General features: G+C 37.4%; 18 protein-coding genes. 10 read left to right on the forward strand and 8 right to left on the reverse strand.

Annotated features, from left to right (window positions below; translation table 11 throughout):
• Positions 1-6 precede the first annotated feature (6 nt).
• Positions 7-633, forward strand: coding sequence for a 16S rRNA (guanine(527)-N(7))-methyltransferase RsmG (rsmG, locus tag DN064_RS03740; RefSeq protein WP_115461255.1), 627 nt, complete (start codon positions 7-9; stop codon positions 631-633).
• Between the two features lie 35 nt (positions 634-668).
• Here the strand turns inward: rsmG and pruA are convergent, their stop codons facing one another.
• Positions 669-2,294 carry an L-glutamate gamma-semialdehyde dehydrogenase gene (gene pruA / locus DN064_RS03745; RefSeq protein ID WP_115461256.1) on the reverse strand — a complete coding sequence of 542 codons (1,626 nt, stop codon included), beginning with the start codon at positions 2,292-2,294 and terminating at the stop codon, positions 669-671.
• A 143-nt stretch (positions 2,295-2,437) separates the two neighbouring features.
• On the opposite strand from pruA, the gene DN064_RS03750 reads away from it, so the two are divergent.
• The gene (locus tag DN064_RS03750; RefSeq protein WP_157962225.1) at positions 2,438-3,448 is read left to right on the forward strand and encodes a DUF6695 family protein; all 1,011 of its coding nucleotides are present in this window, start codon (positions 2,438-2,440) and stop codon (positions 3,446-3,448) included.
• On the opposite strand, the gene apaG is transcribed toward DN064_RS03750, so the two are convergent.
• Positions 3,441-3,827, reverse strand: coding sequence for a Co2+/Mg2+ efflux protein ApaG (apaG, locus tag DN064_RS03755; RefSeq protein WP_115461258.1), 387 nt, complete (start codon positions 3,825-3,827; stop codon positions 3,441-3,443). The genes DN064_RS03750 and apaG overlap by 8 nt on opposite strands.
• Positions 3,828-4,032: 205 nt before the next feature.
• On the reverse strand, positions 4,033-5,283 hold the full coding sequence (locus tag DN064_RS03760; protein WP_115461259.1) for a type IX secretion system plug protein: 1,251 nt from the start codon (positions 5,281-5,283) through the stop codon (positions 4,033-4,035).
• Between the two features lie 165 nt (positions 5,284-5,448).
• On the opposite strand from DN064_RS03760, the gene DN064_RS03765 reads away from it, so the two are divergent.
• From DN064_RS03765 to nqrF, 6 genes are read left to right on the forward strand one after another with little or no spacing between them, the layout of a single operon-like run.
• Positions 5,449-6,801, forward strand: a complete 1,353-nt coding sequence (locus DN064_RS03765; protein WP_115461260.1) for a Na(+)-translocating NADH-quinone reductase subunit A — start codon at positions 5,449-5,451, stop codon at positions 6,799-6,801.
• Positions 6,801-7,982, forward strand: coding sequence for an NADH:ubiquinone reductase (Na(+)-transporting) subunit B (locus tag DN064_RS03770; protein ID WP_115461261.1), 1,182 nt, complete (start codon positions 6,801-6,803; stop codon positions 7,980-7,982). Before DN064_RS03765 ends, DN064_RS03770 begins: the two co-directional genes overlap by 1 nt.
• A 2-nt stretch (positions 7,983-7,984) precedes the next feature.
• Positions 7,985-8,770 (forward strand): Na(+)-translocating NADH-quinone reductase subunit C, encoded by a 786-nt coding sequence (locus tag DN064_RS03775; protein WP_115461262.1) that lies wholly within the window; start codon positions 7,985-7,987, stop codon positions 8,768-8,770.
• Between the two features lie 3 nt (positions 8,771-8,773).
• On the forward strand, positions 8,774-9,418 hold the full coding sequence (locus tag DN064_RS03780) for an NADH:ubiquinone reductase (Na(+)-transporting) subunit D (protein ID WP_115461263.1): 645 nt from the start codon (positions 8,774-8,776) through the stop codon (positions 9,416-9,418).
• Positions 9,419-9,451: 33 nt separating this feature from the next.
• Positions 9,452-10,192: an NADH:ubiquinone reductase (Na(+)-transporting) subunit E gene (gene nqrE / locus DN064_RS03785; protein WP_115461264.1), complete on the forward strand. Its 741-nt coding sequence runs from the start codon at positions 9,452-9,454 to the stop codon at positions 10,190-10,192.
• A 6-nt stretch (positions 10,193-10,198) separates the two neighbouring features.
• A complete protein-coding gene (gene nqrF / locus DN064_RS03790) occupies positions 10,199-11,509 on the forward strand; it encodes an NADH:ubiquinone reductase (Na(+)-transporting) subunit F (protein ID WP_115461378.1) in 1,311 nt (436 codons plus the stop codon).
• 67 nt (positions 11,510-11,576) lie between these two features.
• On the opposite strand, the gene DN064_RS03795 is transcribed toward nqrF, so the two are convergent.
• Positions 11,577-12,029 (reverse strand): Na(+)-translocating NADH-quinone reductase subunit F, encoded by a 453-nt coding sequence (locus DN064_RS03795; protein ID WP_115461265.1) that lies wholly within the window; start codon positions 12,027-12,029, stop codon positions 11,577-11,579.
• A 60-nt stretch (positions 12,030-12,089) separates the two neighbouring features.
• Positions 12,090-13,529, reverse strand: a complete 1,440-nt coding sequence (locus DN064_RS03800) for an SLC13 family permease (RefSeq protein WP_115461266.1) — start codon at positions 13,527-13,529, stop codon at positions 12,090-12,092.
• A gap of 85 nt (positions 13,530-13,614) precedes the next feature.
• Here DN064_RS03800 and DN064_RS03805 point away from each other — a divergent pair, with 85 nt between their 5' ends.
• Positions 13,615-13,992, forward strand: a complete 378-nt coding sequence (locus DN064_RS03805; protein WP_115461267.1) for a Na(+)-translocating NADH-quinone reductase subunit F — start codon at positions 13,615-13,617, stop codon at positions 13,990-13,992.
• A gap of 1 nt (position 13,993) precedes the next feature.
• The gene (locus DN064_RS03810; RefSeq protein WP_115461268.1) at positions 13,994-14,980 is read left to right on the forward strand and encodes an FAD:protein FMN transferase; all 987 of its coding nucleotides are present in this window, start codon (positions 13,994-13,996) and stop codon (positions 14,978-14,980) included.
• On the opposite strand, the gene DN064_RS03815 is transcribed toward DN064_RS03810, so the two are convergent.
• From DN064_RS03815 to map, 3 genes are read right to left on the reverse strand one after another with little or no spacing between them, the layout of a single operon-like run.
• Positions 14,977-15,744, reverse strand: coding sequence for a class I SAM-dependent methyltransferase (locus DN064_RS03815; RefSeq protein WP_232827373.1), 768 nt, complete (start codon positions 15,742-15,744; stop codon positions 14,977-14,979). The genes DN064_RS03810 and DN064_RS03815 overlap by 4 nt on opposite strands.
• Positions 15,732-16,070: a cupin domain-containing protein gene (locus DN064_RS03820; protein WP_115461270.1), complete on the reverse strand. Its 339-nt coding sequence runs from the start codon at positions 16,068-16,070 to the stop codon at positions 15,732-15,734. The genes DN064_RS03815 and DN064_RS03820 overlap by 13 nt, the downstream gene beginning before the upstream one ends.
• Positions 16,067-16,885 carry a type I methionyl aminopeptidase gene (gene map / locus DN064_RS03825; protein WP_115461271.1) on the reverse strand — a complete coding sequence of 273 codons (819 nt, stop codon included), beginning with the start codon at positions 16,883-16,885 and terminating at the stop codon, positions 16,067-16,069. The genes DN064_RS03820 and map overlap by 4 nt, the downstream gene beginning before the upstream one ends.
• Positions 16,886-16,986: the final 101 nt, after the last annotated feature.

The following is a 16,986-nucleotide window of genomic DNA, read 5'->3' on the forward strand; positions in this document are numbered from 1 at the left end:
AACGCTATGGAATTAGTACACAAATACTTCCCAAATATTGACGAAGAACAAGTGCAGGCATTTGAATCACTGCATGCACTTTACATGGAGTGGAATGCTAAGATTAATGTTATTTCTAGAAAGGATATTGATGAACTATATTTAAGGCACGTCTTACATTCTCTTGGTATTGCCAAAGTTTTGAGTTTTTTGCCAGGAACTAAAATTTTGGATATTGGGACAGGAGGTGGATTTCCAGGAATCCCCTTGGCTATTTTATTTCCTGAAGTACATTTTCACCTGGTAGATAGCATTGGTAAAAAGATAAGGGTAGTCAATGGTGTTAAAGACGCCATAGGATTAACCAATCTAACCGCCTCACATCAACGTGCAGAAAAGGTTAATGGAGAATTTGATTTTATCGTAAGCCGAGCAGTGACACAAATGAATACTTTCTATAATTGGACAAAGGGTAAGGTGAGCAAAAAAAGTAAGCACGACCTAAGAAACGGTATTCTGTATTTGAAAGGTGGAGATCTTAAGGAAGAACTTAAAAGGTTTCCCAACGCAACTATTTATCCACTTAATGACTATTTTAATGAAGCTTTTTTTGAGACGAAGTCAGTGGTTCACATTCCATTAAAGAAGAAATAAAAAAGGCACCATTTGGTGCCTTTTGTTTTTTTTGATTAACCCAAGAACGGATACCTGTAGTCGACAGGTGTAACAAACGTTTCTTTAATTAATCTTGGTGAAACCCATCGTAATAAATTCTGAGCACTTCCAGCTTTATCATTAGTTCCAGACGCTCTTGCACCTCCAAATGGCTGTTGTCCCACAACAGCTCCGGTTGGTTTGTCATTTATGTAAAAGTTTCCAGCAGAATTTTGTAATGCCACAGTAGCCTCGTCAATAGCATAGCGGTCTGTTGCTAAAATAGCACCAGTTAATGCATATTCACTTGTTTCATCAACTAATGCTAAAGTTTCTGAGTATTCATTATCTGGGTATACATAAATCGTAATCACTGGCCCAAATAATTCTGTACACATGGTTTCATATTTTGAGTTTGTAGTTAAAATTACTGTAGGTTCAATGAAATATCCCGTTGACTTATCGTAATTGCCCCCTACTAAAATTTCAGCGTCAGAATCGGCTTTGGCTTGATCGATATATTTAGCTAGCTTATCAAATGAGCCTTCGTGAATAACTGCAGTAACAAAATTGCTCATGTCTTCAGGCGATCCCATTTTAAAGGAATTGACATCTTCAACTACGAAGTTTTTGACATCTTCCCATAAGCTTTCTGGAATATAAGCGCGAGAGGCGGCACTACACTTCTGCCCCTGAAATTCAAAAGCACCTCTGGTAATTGCAGTAGCAACTTGTTTAGCATTGGCAGAAGAATGAGCAACAATAAAATCTTTACCACCTGTTTCTCCTACAATTCTAGGATAGGTTTTATAACTATGAATATTATTACCAATTTGCTTCCAAAGTTCTTTAAAAATATAAGTGGATCCTGTGAAATGGAGTCCAGAAAAATCAGGACTAGATAACACAGTTTCAGTAATCATTACAGGATCACCAAAAACCACGTTTATAACACCATCAGGAACTCCCGCTTCTTTAAACACGTCCATAACCACCTTTGCAGAAAACACCTGGCTATCACTTGGTTTCCATACAACAACGTTTCCCATCAAAGCCATACATGCTGGTAGATTTCCGGCTATAGCTGTAAAGTTGAAAGGAGTAACAGCGTATGTGAAGCCCTCAAGTGGACGGTACTCGACTCTATTCCATGCGTCACCATTACTTTCTGGTTGTTCCATATATATGTCAGTCATGAACTGAACATTAAATCTTAAGAAGTCTATTAATTCACAAGCTGCATCAATCTCTGCTTGATGAATTGTTTTAGACTGAGCCAGCATAGTAGCTGCGTTTATTCTTGCCCGGTAAGGACCAGCTATTAATTCGGCTGCTTTTAAGAAAATGGCTGCACGCTGTTCCCATGGTAGCACAGACCAGGTTTTTCTAGCTTCAAGAGCAGTAGTGATTGCCTGCTCAACATGAGATTTCGCAGCTAGATGGTATTGACCTAAAATGTGTTTATGATCATGTGGGGGAGACATGGTTCTGGTATTACCTGTAGTGATGTCCTTACCATTGATATATAATGGTACATCTGTCGTGGAGTTGTAAAGTGATTTGTAGGCTTCCAGAACTTCGGTGCGTTCAGGTGTTCCAGGTGCATATGACTTTACAGGTTCATTTACGGCAACTGGCACATTGAAGAATCCTTTTCCCATTCTATTATATTTTTATGTTTAGTTTTTAGTGGTGCAAATTTACAACAAATGGTTGATTTTATAGACTAGCTAAGCGTTAATCAAAAGTCAATTTTTTGTAAGTTTCTATGCTGTTAGGAGACTCTTAATTTAAATTCTAGGTGGTGCCAACTTTTAATGATCATAATCAAGCCTTTGTTCTGGTATTAGCCTTTCCTGAAACTATTGTGCGTGTTTCAAGCGAATGGTATTCCCCATTGTTACCCTATGTAGGGATTGGAAGGAAAGGTTATGTAAGGGCAGGCCATGCCGCTATGGTCGTGATTAACAAAGGAACCGGTCTTTTAGAGTATTTTGATTTTGGTAGATATATAACACCAGAACCTTATGGAAGGGTTCGAAGCGCTAATACGGATAGTGAGTTAAATTTTAAAATGGTGGCAGATATTCAAGAGGATCGGATAATGAATCTTGATGAAATTTTAAAGGTGCTTGCTCTTAGTAGGGAACTTACACATGGAGAAGGAAAACTCATTGCCTCTGTTTGTGATGTGGTGGATTACAGGAGTATAAAAACGTATGTAACTACACTTCAGAATCGAAAGTTTATCCACTACGGCGCCTTTAAATCTCAGGCTACGAATTGCGTAAGGTTTGTTACGGAAGCCTTAATAAGTTCTGTGAGGGACAAGGATGTTGTCAATAAACTGAAACAGTCACAATGGTTTAGTCCGAGTTCCGTAAGTAATGTGGTTATTGCAAATACTGGTCAAAAAGTATATGAGATAACAGGTAATGGGGAGATCTCAGATTTTAAATCTAGTAGAATTAAACTTAATGCTAGTTTATTTTTCGATAGGTTAACACGAGTTAAATTGAATGGTGTTAGTCAAGAAAAAATGGCCAAACCAGAAAGGGAGGCGCAGTGGCTATCTGGTATTGGGTCAGGTGCTTGGTTTCTTTTGCAGGATATAGGAAGTAGGGCAATATATGGCTTTAAAAGAATTTCGGATTCGGGTAGAACGGATGTAAGTGCAAAATATAAGATTTCAGATCCCACATTCCATATAGAACAATCATATGTATTCATGCATGATTCTAATTGTCTGTACTTCCATGTGAAACAGAACGACCGAATTTATAGATTTGATATTTTAGAGAAAGACGCTAGTTGAGTGCAAAAGGCGCCGATAATTCAAATCTTGGGATTTGAACTTTGAACGAATCGCCGGTATCGAGACCGACCATATTGTAGTGACCTTCCATGGCTCCAAACGGGGATACCAATAAGCATCCAGAATTATAGGTGTGTTGAGATCCTGGATAAATAATTGGTTGTTGGCCAATTACTCCATCACCTTCAACTGTTTCAATATTATTTAGAGCATCGTAAATAGACCAAAATCTCGAATCAAGCTGAACAGCTAACTTGCTTTGGTTTTCAATGGTAATTTCATAACCAAAAGCAAAATGTACCTTATAGTTCTTAAAGAAGGTGCCTTCAAAGCTTGTCTCTACAGATATTTTTATGCCACTTGTAATTTGGGTAACCATATCACGTACTGTATCTGATAAAAGTAAGATAAAAATAGCATCTAAAGGGAGCTTCTCGGTTAGATGGTACTAAAATTTCGGTAAATTTTAACTTTAAGATAGGTTTTAGATGATAAATAAGTACCAAATACAACTTAAGGTTTTTTTCTGGTGAAGAGTCCATTAAGTAATGAGGGCATTATTTTAACCATAACACTTCATATTATTAATTGGTAATATTAACGGAGGTTGTTTCCCCAAATCCAACGAGTCTATCAAATCGCGCTCCTAGATCTCTATAATAAACTAATATTTTATAGTTGTTCTCCGTTTGCCAATAGTTACCGCTTATACCGCCTTCATTAAGGTAGCCTTCAGAGTCAACAATCACGTATTTATAGTTGTAAAAGCCTTGCTTTAATTTCATACTACATTCATACATGCCACGGTCAGAATTATAAATCATTCGATTTGAGTTGTCAATGGCGTAACTATTATAATTTCCATAAATGAATACAGCTTCATTCGGAGGAAGTTCTGGCATCCTCAAGGAAAAGTGAACCATGGTATAATCGGCCTCTGTTCTAGTATCTCTAGAGTCGATTACGGTGATTTTAAAGTTACCATTAATATCAGGGTTATAGGTGTACTCACGACCCTTTCGAGGCTCTTGTGTAAATAGATAGCTATTGTAAATGTCTTTTAAATCTATGAATTGAATTCCCACGTTTCCAACGCGCACATCTCTGTTTTCGAAATAAAGGTATTCATTACCACCCCAAAATGCCGATTCTTCACTGTACCGGTATTCAAGTTCGTTTCCAAGGATATATTGTGGTTTTAGATTAATTATAGCCGTATTAAGATTGTTATTTTGTACGACAAGCGCTTTTACGGTTTCCATTGGATTATTAAAATTGATCCTGCCACTATTTATAACGAAGTTCACCGTTTGACGTTCTTGAATTGTATTCATATCGCGCGTTCTCTTAACAACCGCACCTACACTGGCAATATCTTCATAGATCATAAATTTCCTTGAGAACATGAGTTCACCAAAGTCGTCATAAATAAAGATCATATAATTCCCACTTTTAAGGAAACCTCTGGTCAAGGTATTGGGGATGGTTAATGTATAATGAGAATATATCTCATATGTATTAAACGAATTTTCATAAGTAGAAATTCTTTGATTATCAATACCTCTTAAGTATTCCGTCTTAGCAAGAATTGAAGGAGTCCAGTCATAATTACAATGCTGAATGATGTAATAGAAATCTTCTTCTTTTGCATTTAAGGCATCAAATTCTAACACTAAGGGGTCCCCTAAACGAATAACTGGCAGCTGACTTTCAGGCGTATTTCCTTTAAATGTTATGGTTTTAATATGATCTGGTGGGCTTGTTTCAAACACCTGAGAAAAAACGATAGGAGTGTGCAAAACGAAAAGGAGTCCAATTAGTAGTTTTTTGAGCATAGAACTAAAGATGAGATTTTAAAGATAAACAAAATCTATACCTAATATAATCAGCTCTATTTATAATTGGTATAAATAAAAAAGATGCATTTGAACTGATTCAATTTTGTCCATTTATTCGTAGATTTGCAGCGTTTTTTTTAGATAACTAAATCTTTACTACACATGTCAAAAGACATAAAAATTAAGAAAGGTTTAAACATCAACTTAGTTGGACAAGCTGAGAAAACTACTGAAAATGCCATTATCAGTAATTTTTATTGTGTTAGACCTGAAGATTTCCACAGTATCACCCCAAAATTAGTAGCTAAAGCAGGTACCAAGATTAAAGCTGGAGCAACTTTATTTTTCAATAAGGAAAATGAAGATATGAAATTTGTTTCTCCTGTTTCTGGAGAGGTGATCGAAATTCAACGTGGGCCAAAGAGAAGAATTGATGCTATAAAGATTCAGGCCGACAAGACTCAGACTTATGTTGAGCACGGAGCCTTAGATTTAAATTCTGATGCGGAGAAGGTAAAAGCCTATCTCTTAGAGTCAGGATGTTGGCCATTTATTAAGCAAAGACCTTATGATGTTGTTGCAAATCCTGCTAACACTCCAAAAGGTATTTTTGTAAGTGGTTATGCAAGTGCACCCCTTGCGGCTGATCTGGATTATACTCTTGAAGGTAAGGAAAAAGAACTGCAAGCGGCTATTGATGTCCTTTCGAAGTTAACGTCAGGAGCGGTACATGTTTCCGTTGGTAAAAAATCTAATTCTCCCTTGGCTTCGCTAAACGGCGTTGAACTTCATAAAGTATCGGGTCCACACCCATCGGGTAACGTAGGAACTCTTATCAACAAAGTGGATCCAATAAATAAGGGTGAAGTAGTTTGGACTGTTAATGCACAGGATTTGGTTATCATTGGCGAATTAGTACTAACAGGTAAATTCAATGCTGAAAGAGTGATTGCCTTTGCAGGTTCTTCGGTTAAAAAACCAAGATATTTTAGAACTAAAATAGGGTCAGAAATAGCCACTATGGTTTATGATAATGGCATTGAAAAAGGATCAAACGACCGTATTATTTCTGGTAATGTTTTATCGGGTAAACATATTGGTCCTGATGGTTATTTGGACTATTACAGTAATGTTGTGACTGTTATTCCAGAAGGTGACGACTATGAGTTTTTTGGATGGAATAAGCCTATCTTTAATAAGATATCAACGTCCAGAGCATTGACGTTTTCTTGGTTAACACCAAATAAGAAATTTGATTTAAATACCAATACAAATGGCGAACACAGAGCCTTTGTAACTACTGGGACTTATGAAGAGGTTTTTCCTCTAGATATTTATCCAATGCAGATTTTAAAGGCATGTAAGTACAAGGATCTAGATGAAATGGAAGCACTTGGAATGTACGAGGTAGCACCAGAAGATTTCGCTTTGACAGAGTTTGTGTGTGTTTCAAAACAACCACACCAACAAATTATAAGAGAAGGATTAGACTTAATGCTTAAAGAAATAGGATAATGGCTTTGAAAGAGACACTACATCAATTAAAAGAAAAGTACAAGGGCACTAAGATGGCTCCAGCCTTTAATGCCATACATACTTTTTTATATCTGCCAAACGAAACCACCCATGGTGGTACACACATTAAGGCAGCTGACGATTTAAAGCGTACCATGAATACAGTTATTATGGCTTTGGTACCTTGTTTGATTTTTGGAATGTTTAACGCGGGTTATCAGCATTTTGCTGCACTTGGAACACCGGTTGATTTTCTTTCCTGGGATGCTTTCTATATAGGACTCATAAAAGTATTGCCACTTGTGGTGGTATCATATGGGGTAGGTTTAGCAATAGAATTCCTTTTTGCAGTTATTAAAGGTCACGAAGTAGAAGAAGGGTATTTGGTTACAGGGATGTTGGTGCCACTTATTGTTCCAATTGATTTACCCTTATGGATGCTAGCTGTTGCTGTTGCCTTTGGTGTTGTTATTGGAAAAGAAGTTTTCGGTGGAACCGGAATGAATATTTTAAACCCAGCCCTAACAATCAGAGCCTTTTTGTTTTTTGCATATCCAACATGGATGTCAGGTGATAAGGTTTGGGTACATGGTGCTGTTGAAAGAGCAGGTACAGCGGATGCTATATCAGGGGAAACTCTATTAGGGGCCTATGCTCAAAATACGGAGTTAGGATACAGTTTATACGACATGTTTATGGGATTCATACCTGGATCTGTTGGTGAAACATCCAAACTACTAATTATTGCAGGTGGTTTATTCTTGATTTTCACTAAGGTCGGTAGTTGGAGAATTATGCTGAGTACGGTAATTGGAGCCTTAGCCATGGGTCTTATATTTAACGGAGTGGCTGATGCTGGTTGGATTGGAGAGTCAAGTAAGTTTTACGGCTTAATGAGTGTACCGTTCTGGCAACATCTTATCATTGGAAGTATTTTATTTGGTGCCGTGTATATGGCAACTGATCCGGTTACAGCGTCCCAAACTAATAGAGGAAAATGGATTTACGGGTTTTTAATAGGGTTCATATCAATTATGATCCGCGTATTTAACCCGGCCTACCCAGAAGGTGTGTTCTTAGCGATTCTTTTAATGAACGTATTTGCACCAACAATTGACCATTACGTGGTCCAAGGAAATGTAAAAAGAAGAATGAAACGTCTAAAAGCTAAAGTTGCCTAAGGATGGAAAATAGAACAGACAAGAACTCGTATACAATTATTTTTGCAGTAGTAATGGTTGCAATTGTAGGATCATTATTAGCTTATGCGGCCTCAGCCTTAAGTGGAAGAATAGACGAGAACAAGCGTTTAGAAAAACAGCAAAATATCCTTTACGCAATGGGTATTAATGACAATGACGAAACAAGTGCTGTTTTTATTTCAACTGATAAAGCGCCAGAGGCTTTTGATGCTAATATAGTTGAACAACTTGTTCTTACAGTTGAAGATGGGGAAATTATAAAACAACAAACCCGTCAAGAATATCTTGATGAGAACGGTGATGAACCCTATTTGATTGATATTAAAAAAGAGAAATCGAACGCCAAAGACGGTAAGGCCAGAAGAATGCCTTTATTCATCGGAGAAAAGGATGGAGAAAAGATTTACATCGCTCCAATTTATGGCAAAGGTCTATGGGATGCTATCTGGGGATATGTAGGCTTGGATGAGAATATGGTTGTTCAAGGTGCGTATTTTGATCATAAGGGTGAAACTCCAGGATTAGGTGCTAATATTAAAGAGCGCTATTTTATGGATGATTTTATCGGTGAACATTTAATGGACGAATCTGGAAATTTCCAAGGAGTAACTGTTGCTAAAGGAAATGCCGATCCAACTAATCAACGTAAAACAGATTTTAAAGTTGATGCCTTAGCTGGTGCAACTATTACTGGCGATGGTGTTACCGCCATGATTAAAAGTGACCTTAGGCTGTATGTGCCTTTCTTCCAAAACCTAAAAAAATAAGCTATGGGATTATTATCAAAAAAGGACAGTAAGTTAATTTTAGATCCATTAGCAGATAACAATCCAATTACCATTCAGGTATTGGGTATCTGTTCGGCTTTAGCAATTACAGCAGAATTAAAGGCGTCAATTGTAATGTCCATTTCCGTACTCTTTGTGATGGGAGTCGGAAATGTGGTAATTTCATTAATGCGAAATATTATTCCTTCAAAAATAAGAATTATCGTTCAGCTGGTTGTAGTTGCCTTTTTAGTGATTATAGTTGATTTGGTTTTAAAAGCCTTTGCTTATGAATTAAGTAAAACATTATCAGTCTTTGTTGGTTTGATAATCACCAACTGTATCATTATGGGGCGATTTGAGGCCTTTGCTCTTGGGAACGGTATATGGAGATCATTTCTTGACGGTATTGGAAATGCCTTAGGTTATGGTGTTATCCTAATTATTGTTGGTTTTTTTAGAGAATTGTTAGGATCAGGTACCCTATTAGGATTTAAAGTATTAGGTGACCCAATTGAAAAAACAGGATTGTATGCTATTGGATATGAAAACAACGGGTTTATGTTGTTATCGCCAATGGCTCTGATAGTTGTTGGAATTCTTATATGGGTTCAAAGAAGTAGAAATAAAGCATTAATCGAAGACTAATTTAGAGATAGTTTTCTCTGGTAACGAGATATTATGGAACATATAGAGTTATTTTTTAAGTCAATTTTTATAGACAACATGGTATTTGCAACATTCCTTGGAATGTGTTCATACCTGGCCGTTTCTAAAAAGGTATCAACAGCTGTGGGTCTTGGAGCTGCCGTTATATTCGTATTAGCTATTACGGTACCATTAAATTGGTTGTTGGATCAATACATTTTACAACCAGGTGCTTTAAAATGGTTAGGGCCTGAATTTGCGTCATACGATTTGAGTTTCCTTTCATTTATAATGTTTATTGCAACCATTGCAACTATGGTACAATTGGTTGAAATTATAGTAGAAAAGTTTTCTCCATCACTGTACAACTCACTTGGTATATTCTTACCATTAATTGCTGTGAACTGTGCGATTTTAGGTGGCTCACTATTTATGCAGTCTAGAGAAATAGCCACCTTTGGTTTAGCCTTAAATTATGGTATTGGTTCAGGTATCGGATGGTTCCTGGCGATTTTAGCAATTGCGGCCATTCGTGAAAAGATCAGATACTCAAATGTACCAGCACCACTTAGAGGACTAGGGATAACATTTATAATCACAGGTCTTATGGCCATTGGATTTATGAGCTTTGGTGGAATGTTAACTGGAGGTGATGAAGGTGCTTCTAAAAAAGAGGATAAAGCAGTTGAGGTAGAAATGATCGAGACTCCAAAAGTTGATAATGAGGAGACCATAGAAATTGCAGAAAACACAACAACAAAAGAAATTAATTAACAAATGATATTACTTGTCGCAAATACAGTTGGAACCATTGTAGCAACGGTTGCAGCGTTTTTAGTATTGACACTTTTACTAGTAACCTTATTACTATTTGTCAAGCAAAAGTTATCTCCTTCAGGACCGGTTAAGATTAAAATTAACGGGGAGAGAGAAATTGAAGTGGCCTCAGGTGATACATTGTTATCTACATTAGGAGGAAACAAGATCTTTTTGCCATCTGCTTGTGGTGGAGGTGGAACTTGTATTCAATGTGAATGTCATGTTTTAGCTGGTGGAGGTGAAGCTCTTCCAACTGAGACCCCTCACTTTTCAAGAAAAGAATTGCAACACGGAGCCAGACTAGCTTGTCAGGTAAAGGTAAAACAGGACATGGAAATTACCATTCCAGAAGAAGTCTTTGGAATTAAGAAATGGGAAGCTACCGTTGTTAGAAACTTCAACGTTGCCTCTTTTATCAAAGAATTCGTGGTTGAAATTCCTGAGGAAATGAATTATAAAGCAGGTGGATATATTCAAATTGAAATTCCACCGTGTGAGATCAAATACGCTGATATTGACATTACGGCTCACCCTGAAGAGCATGAAACCCCTGATAAGTTTCAAGCCGAGTGGGATAAATTTGGATTGTGGCCATTGACCATGAAAAATGGTGAAACGGTAGAACGTGCCTATTCTATGGCCTCTTATCCTGCTGAAGGACGTGAGATCATGCTTAATGTGCGTATTGCTACTCCACCATGGGATCGCGCTAAGAACAAATGGATGGATGTTAATCCAGGTATTGCCTCCTCTTACATCTTTGCTCAAAAACCTGGTGATAAGGTAACTATTTCAGGTCCTTATGGTGAATTCTTTATTAATGAGTCTGAAAGCGAAATGTTATATGTTGGTGGTGGAGCTGGTATGGCACCAATGCGTTCTCACTTATACCACTTATTTAAGACCCTAAAGACCGGTCGTAAGGTTACCTATTGGTATGGTGGTAGATCTAAACGAGAGTTGTTCTATATAGAGCACTTTAGAGCCTTAGAGAAAGACTTTCCTAACTTTAAGTTCTACATGGCCTTATCAGAGCCTTTAGAAGAAGATAACTGGAAGGTTAAATCGGATATTAATGATGAGGCTGGTGATGGATTCGTTGGGTTTATTCATAATTGTGTTATTGATAATTATTTAAACGACCACGATGCCCCAGAAGATATTGAATTGTACTTCTGTGGACCACCACTTATGAATCAAGCTGTGCAAAAGATGGGTGAAGATTTTGGAATCCCTGATGAGCACATTAGATTCGATGATTTTGGAGGATAAACAAATCTTATATAAATCAAAAAAGCCGATGTTTATTTAGCATCGGCTTTTTTCTTTTTATAGGTTGTTATATTAAGGACGCTTCCTTTAGGGAAACCGTATTAATATCAAATAGCTTTTGATGATCCATTATATTTTCAAGACCATCTAATTCGCAAAGGGTTTCTACCACTGCACAAAGACCATTAAATAAAACGTCCGAGTCTGTTGGGTTTTTGGGTTTGGAATGATCGTACCTATAGGGTAACTCATAACCACAGCCCGTTAAAAAGGCATACTCAATCTTCAGTAATTCAGATGGAAGGTAGCCGTTGAATGTCTTTCTTCGAAACTCGTGAAATTTACCCACGTAATTGAGAGCTAAAGAGCCATGATCGTCGGAAAGATGTTTCCAGAAATCGCGCCTATCAAGAATATTTCCAACGGCACACTGGGTGCAATCTTCAGGATTTAAATGCTTGTTGTGAAAGGCGATGTAGAGCTTTTCAATGGCAGTTTCAAACCGTTTTATAGTCCTCATATTTTTCTTTTTCAATTATGAAATTACAAAATATGAGCTAATACTCTCATAATTAATTCGTTAAAAAATCAAAGGTATGATAAATTGAAAAGCTAAAATCAGCAATCCAACGGAGATTAAATTTAAAACAATCCCTGCCCGTGCCATCTGTTTAACTTCCACATAGCCACTAGCGAATACTATGGCATTGGGTGGTGTTGCCATTGGCAGCATAAATGCACAACTACTGGCAACCGTAACCGGAATTAATAAATAAAGAATAGGAATGTCCAGACCAATCGCTATACCTGCAACAACGGGTGCAAGAACAGCAGTGAGGGCCACATTACTCATAAGCTCCGTCATGAATAGCATTAAAACTATTAATAGGCTTGCAGTTAGTAATACCCCAAAATTATTTGCGGCAATTTCGTTGGCTACAAGATCTACTATACCTGTTGCCGACATTCCCTTGGCAAGGGCTAAGCCTCCACCAAATAATATGAGAATACCCCAGGCAAGTTTTTGAGTGTCGTTCCATTCCAATATAAAGTCACCTTTCTTATAATTATGGGGGACACCAAATAGTATAATAGCGCCAAAAACACTAATCATAGTATCTGATAATCCTAATCCAGGAAGAAGAGAGTTAATAAGAGTTCTAAAAATCCAAAGGGTTACAATTAATGCAAATACTCTGAGTACGTGCTTTTCTTTTTTGGTCAGTTTCCCTAATTTCTTTAGTTCATTCGAAATAACATCCTTGGATGCGTTGAACTGAATTTGGTTACAAGGGAATAACCATTTTACAAGTACTACATAGATTAGAAAAACTAAGACGGTGGACAGTGGCAGACCAAATAACATCCATCTTAGAAAGGAAATCTCAATCTGATATTCATTTTCGAGCAATCCGACTAATACGGAGTTTGGAGGTGTGCCAATTACTGTGGCAATGCCCCCTGCATTGGCAGAAAAGGCAATTCCAAGCATAATGCTCAAAGCAAAGTTTTTATCGGCCTTTGTAAATCCATCCTCATCATCAATTAATAATTGTATGACTGATAAGGCTATTGGTAGCATTACTACAGTTGAAGCTGTATTACTTATCCACATACTCATAAGAGCCGTTGCTAGCATAAAGCCTAGAATAACTTTGTTTGGAGAATTTCCCGTCCAGTTGATAATGGTTAGGGCAATGCGTTTGTGCAGATTCACCTTTTCAAGGGCTAGAGCCAATACAAAGCCTCCAAAGAATAAAAAAACTATTGGGCTACCATAATTAGCACCAACTTCGGCCATTGACATTACTTTAAATAGCGGAAATAAAACCAGAGGAAGTAATGCGGTCACTGAAATGGATACAGCCTCAGATATCCACCAAATTAACATCCAAACTGCTACGGCAATAACGGTGTCTGCTGAGTTAGAGATTAATTCTAGTTGAGAAGCTTGTAAGATGATAAAAAGAAGAGGTCCTAAAATGAGACCTATGCGCTTTGTAAATGGGTATGCCTTCATTGAGACTAAATGTAATTATATTTTATAATATTTTAATTTGAATGTTGTTTCAAAAAACAAGACTTAGCTATTAACTTTGTGGGAGATGAGTAAAGCACTTTCCAAACAAGAACTGCATAATTTGGCAATGAATCACGTGGGCAAGGATTTGGAATCCCGAGGGTTCGAGTTTATTGCTGTCAACAGCAAGTTAAAAAAACACCCTCAGTTTGTTTGTATTGATAAGAATAACCAATACTTTTTTGTGATTGTGAGGGCTGTTATGTTACCAGAAAACCCAAATAACTATGATGTGGTTTGGATGGAGACATTTAAAAAACACGCCTTTGATAAGGATGCTAAGGTGCTTTATGCAGGTGTTGGACTAGGAAACCCAAATGGGGAAGAGTTGCCCATTTATTTAAACGAAGAATACCTCATTGAATACAATGGAATTCAGGTAATTGAAATGAACTTAAATTAGTATGGCTAGACAATATTTAGTAGTCGTTTTGGCATTATTAGCTTTGGTTTCTTGTGAAAAGGAACCAGAAAACATTAAATACAGTGGTCCTATTTTTGGTACCTATTTCAATGTTACTTACTATGAAGAGAATGATAAAAGATATGATGAGGCCATTGATAGCATATTCAATATAATTAATGGATCCTTGTCTACATATTGGCCAGATTCCGATATATCCAAGTTTAATCGAAACGAGCCGGTTGAAGTAGACGAGCATTTTAAGAAGGTTTTTAAGGCTTCTAAGAAAATCTATAAAGAGACTAAAGGTGTTTTTGACCCGACCATAGGAAATGTAGTTAATGCCTGGAATTTTGGTCCGGATGAAAACAAGTTTCTAACAGATAGTAGTACCATTTCAGGATTAATGAACTTTGTTGGCTTTGATAAAGTATTAATGCTTGAAGAACGATTTATCAGACCAGACAGTGTTTATTTGGACTTTAACGCCATCGCTAAAGGCTATGCAATTGATGTGGTTGCTGAGTATTTAAAGTCTAAAGGCATTGTCAATTATCTGGTGGATATTGGTGGAGATATGAGTATTGGAGGCTCAAATATACAAAGTGGAAATTCATGGTTAATTGGGGTGGACGATCCTAACTTTGATGGTTCGCAATCCTATTCAAAAGTCATTTCAATTTCAAATAGTGGAATGGCCACTTCAGGGGTCTATAGAAAGTTTAAGATTGATGAAGACGGAAATCGTTATGCACATATTATCGATACGGAAACTGGTTATCCAACAAAGACCAATGTATTAAGTGTATCAGTAATCGCTCCAGATTGTATGCTTGCAGATGGATATGCCACTGCTTTTCAAGCCATGGGAGTCGAAAGAACAAAGGAATTCTTAGGTTTTCACCCTGAATTAAAAGTCTATTTTATAGTGTATGATGGGGACGACACCTTATCAACCATTGCTTTGAATGGCTTCCCAGAAGATTAGGGTTTTTTTACTAGGGGAATGAGTTCTCCTTGCGCCAATCGGTAGCTATCTACTTGTTCGGGGGGTAATTCAGCTGTGTAATCAATAGCTTCCACTTCAAATCCAATAGAACGTAGTTTATCAAAATAATCGCGTCCATAGACACGAACATGGTCATATTGTCCAAAAACTTTAGAGCGCTCTTCTTTATCTGTGATGCTGTCATCTTCAAAAGTAGTAGCTCTAGAAAGATCCTGAGGGATTTGGAGTATACCCCAACCACCAGGCTTTAAGATGCGCAATAATTCAGACATGGCCTTAGTATCGTCTGGAATGTGTTCAAGAACATGATTGCATAAAATCACATCATAGCTGTTATCCTCAAATGGTAGATCACAGATGTCAGCCTTTACGTCTGCTAATGGTGAGTTAAGGTCAGTAGTGGTATAATTGATGTTTTTTAGGTCTCTAAATCGTTTATAAAACGCTTGTTCAGGGGCAAAGTGCAACACTTTTAGGGAATCCTTAAAGAAAGAGGTCTTATTCTTTAGGTATAACCAAAGCAATCTATGCCTTTCAAGGGATAATGTAGAGGGTGACAGTACGTTGGGCCTAGTTGTGCCGTAACCATAACTGAGAAATTTCTTGAACGATTTTCCGTCAATGGGATCTGTATACCTGCTTCCCTTCAGCAGCTGAGCATAAACCGGCATGGCTATATAACTTAGCCGTATTAGAATGGGTCTTGGAATGTACTTAAGGAAAAACTTAATCAAGATTCTGATAGGGCTTTATAATCGTCTCTTACAGGATTGAATGTGTCTGTAATTTTACAAGGGCTTAGAGCTTTCCCGCCATGCTCAATATGAGGTGGAATAATCAGAACAGATCCTGGTTTTAAAATTAGGGTTTCGCCTACAATGTACATTTCAAATTCCCCTTCGGTGATTTGAGATAATTGCTCATGAGGGTGTGAATGAATTGGAATACTAGCGCCACTTTCAACTTCCCAAAATACCATAGTCATGGTTTCTGAATGAACAAATCTGGCTTTATAACCGTCAATGACTTCGATTTGAGGTATGGTCTCTATAGTTTTTTTTAAACTCATAAGCTCAAGGGTAAAGCTCTAAACTCATCTTCTTCATCAGAAGTAATTCCTAAGGCTTCATGTACATAAGCGAAAGTCGAAAGCAATTCTGGTTTTCCATTAATGAGTGCTACATCATGTTCAAAATGCACGCTTGGTTTTGCGTCTTGAGTAACAATGGTCCAACCATCTTTAAGTTGCTTTACTTTATGAGTGCCAAGATTGATCATGGGTTCAATAGCTACAACCATCCCTTCAATGAATTTTTTTCCACGACCGCGTCTGCCATAATTAGGCATTTCAGGATCTTCATGCATCTTTCTTCCTAAACCATGACCAACTAGTTCTCTCACCACCCCATAACCATTGGACTCACAGTAATTTTGAATGGCGTAACCAACGTCACCAACCCTGTTACCAGATTTAAATTGACGAATGCCAATATAGAGTGATTCTTTGGTAACCTGAATAAGTTCTTTGGTTGCCGGGTCGACTTCGCCAATTTCGAAGGTATAGGCATGATCCCCATAAAATTCATTCATAAGGGCACCACAATCAATAGAAACAATATCACCTTCTTCAAGCGGCCTATCTGTTGGTAAACCATGGACCACCGCCTCATTGACACTGCACAGTAGGGTAGAAGGACAGTCGTAGAGTCCTTTAAAGCCCGGCAAGGCACCTTGTGACCTAATAAATTCTTCTGCTAAAGCGTCTAGTTTATTGGTGGTTATACCTGGTTTAACCTCCTTGGCTAACATCCCCAGGGTTTTAGAAACAACCAGAGCACTTTTTCGCATTAATTCAATCTCCTCTAACGACTTAGGAATAATCATAAGAATTACCTTAAAAATGTGCCCAAAGATAGATAATTAAAAGGACTTGAATTAATTCCTCAAAACATGACATTAGGCAGTTTTTTCCTCTAAAATTGACC

The sequence above is a fragment of the Winogradskyella aurantiaca genome, assembly GCF_003362725.1.
Taxonomy (GTDB): Bacteria; Bacteroidota; Bacteroidia; order Flavobacteriales; family Flavobacteriaceae; genus Winogradskyella_A; species Winogradskyella_A aurantiaca.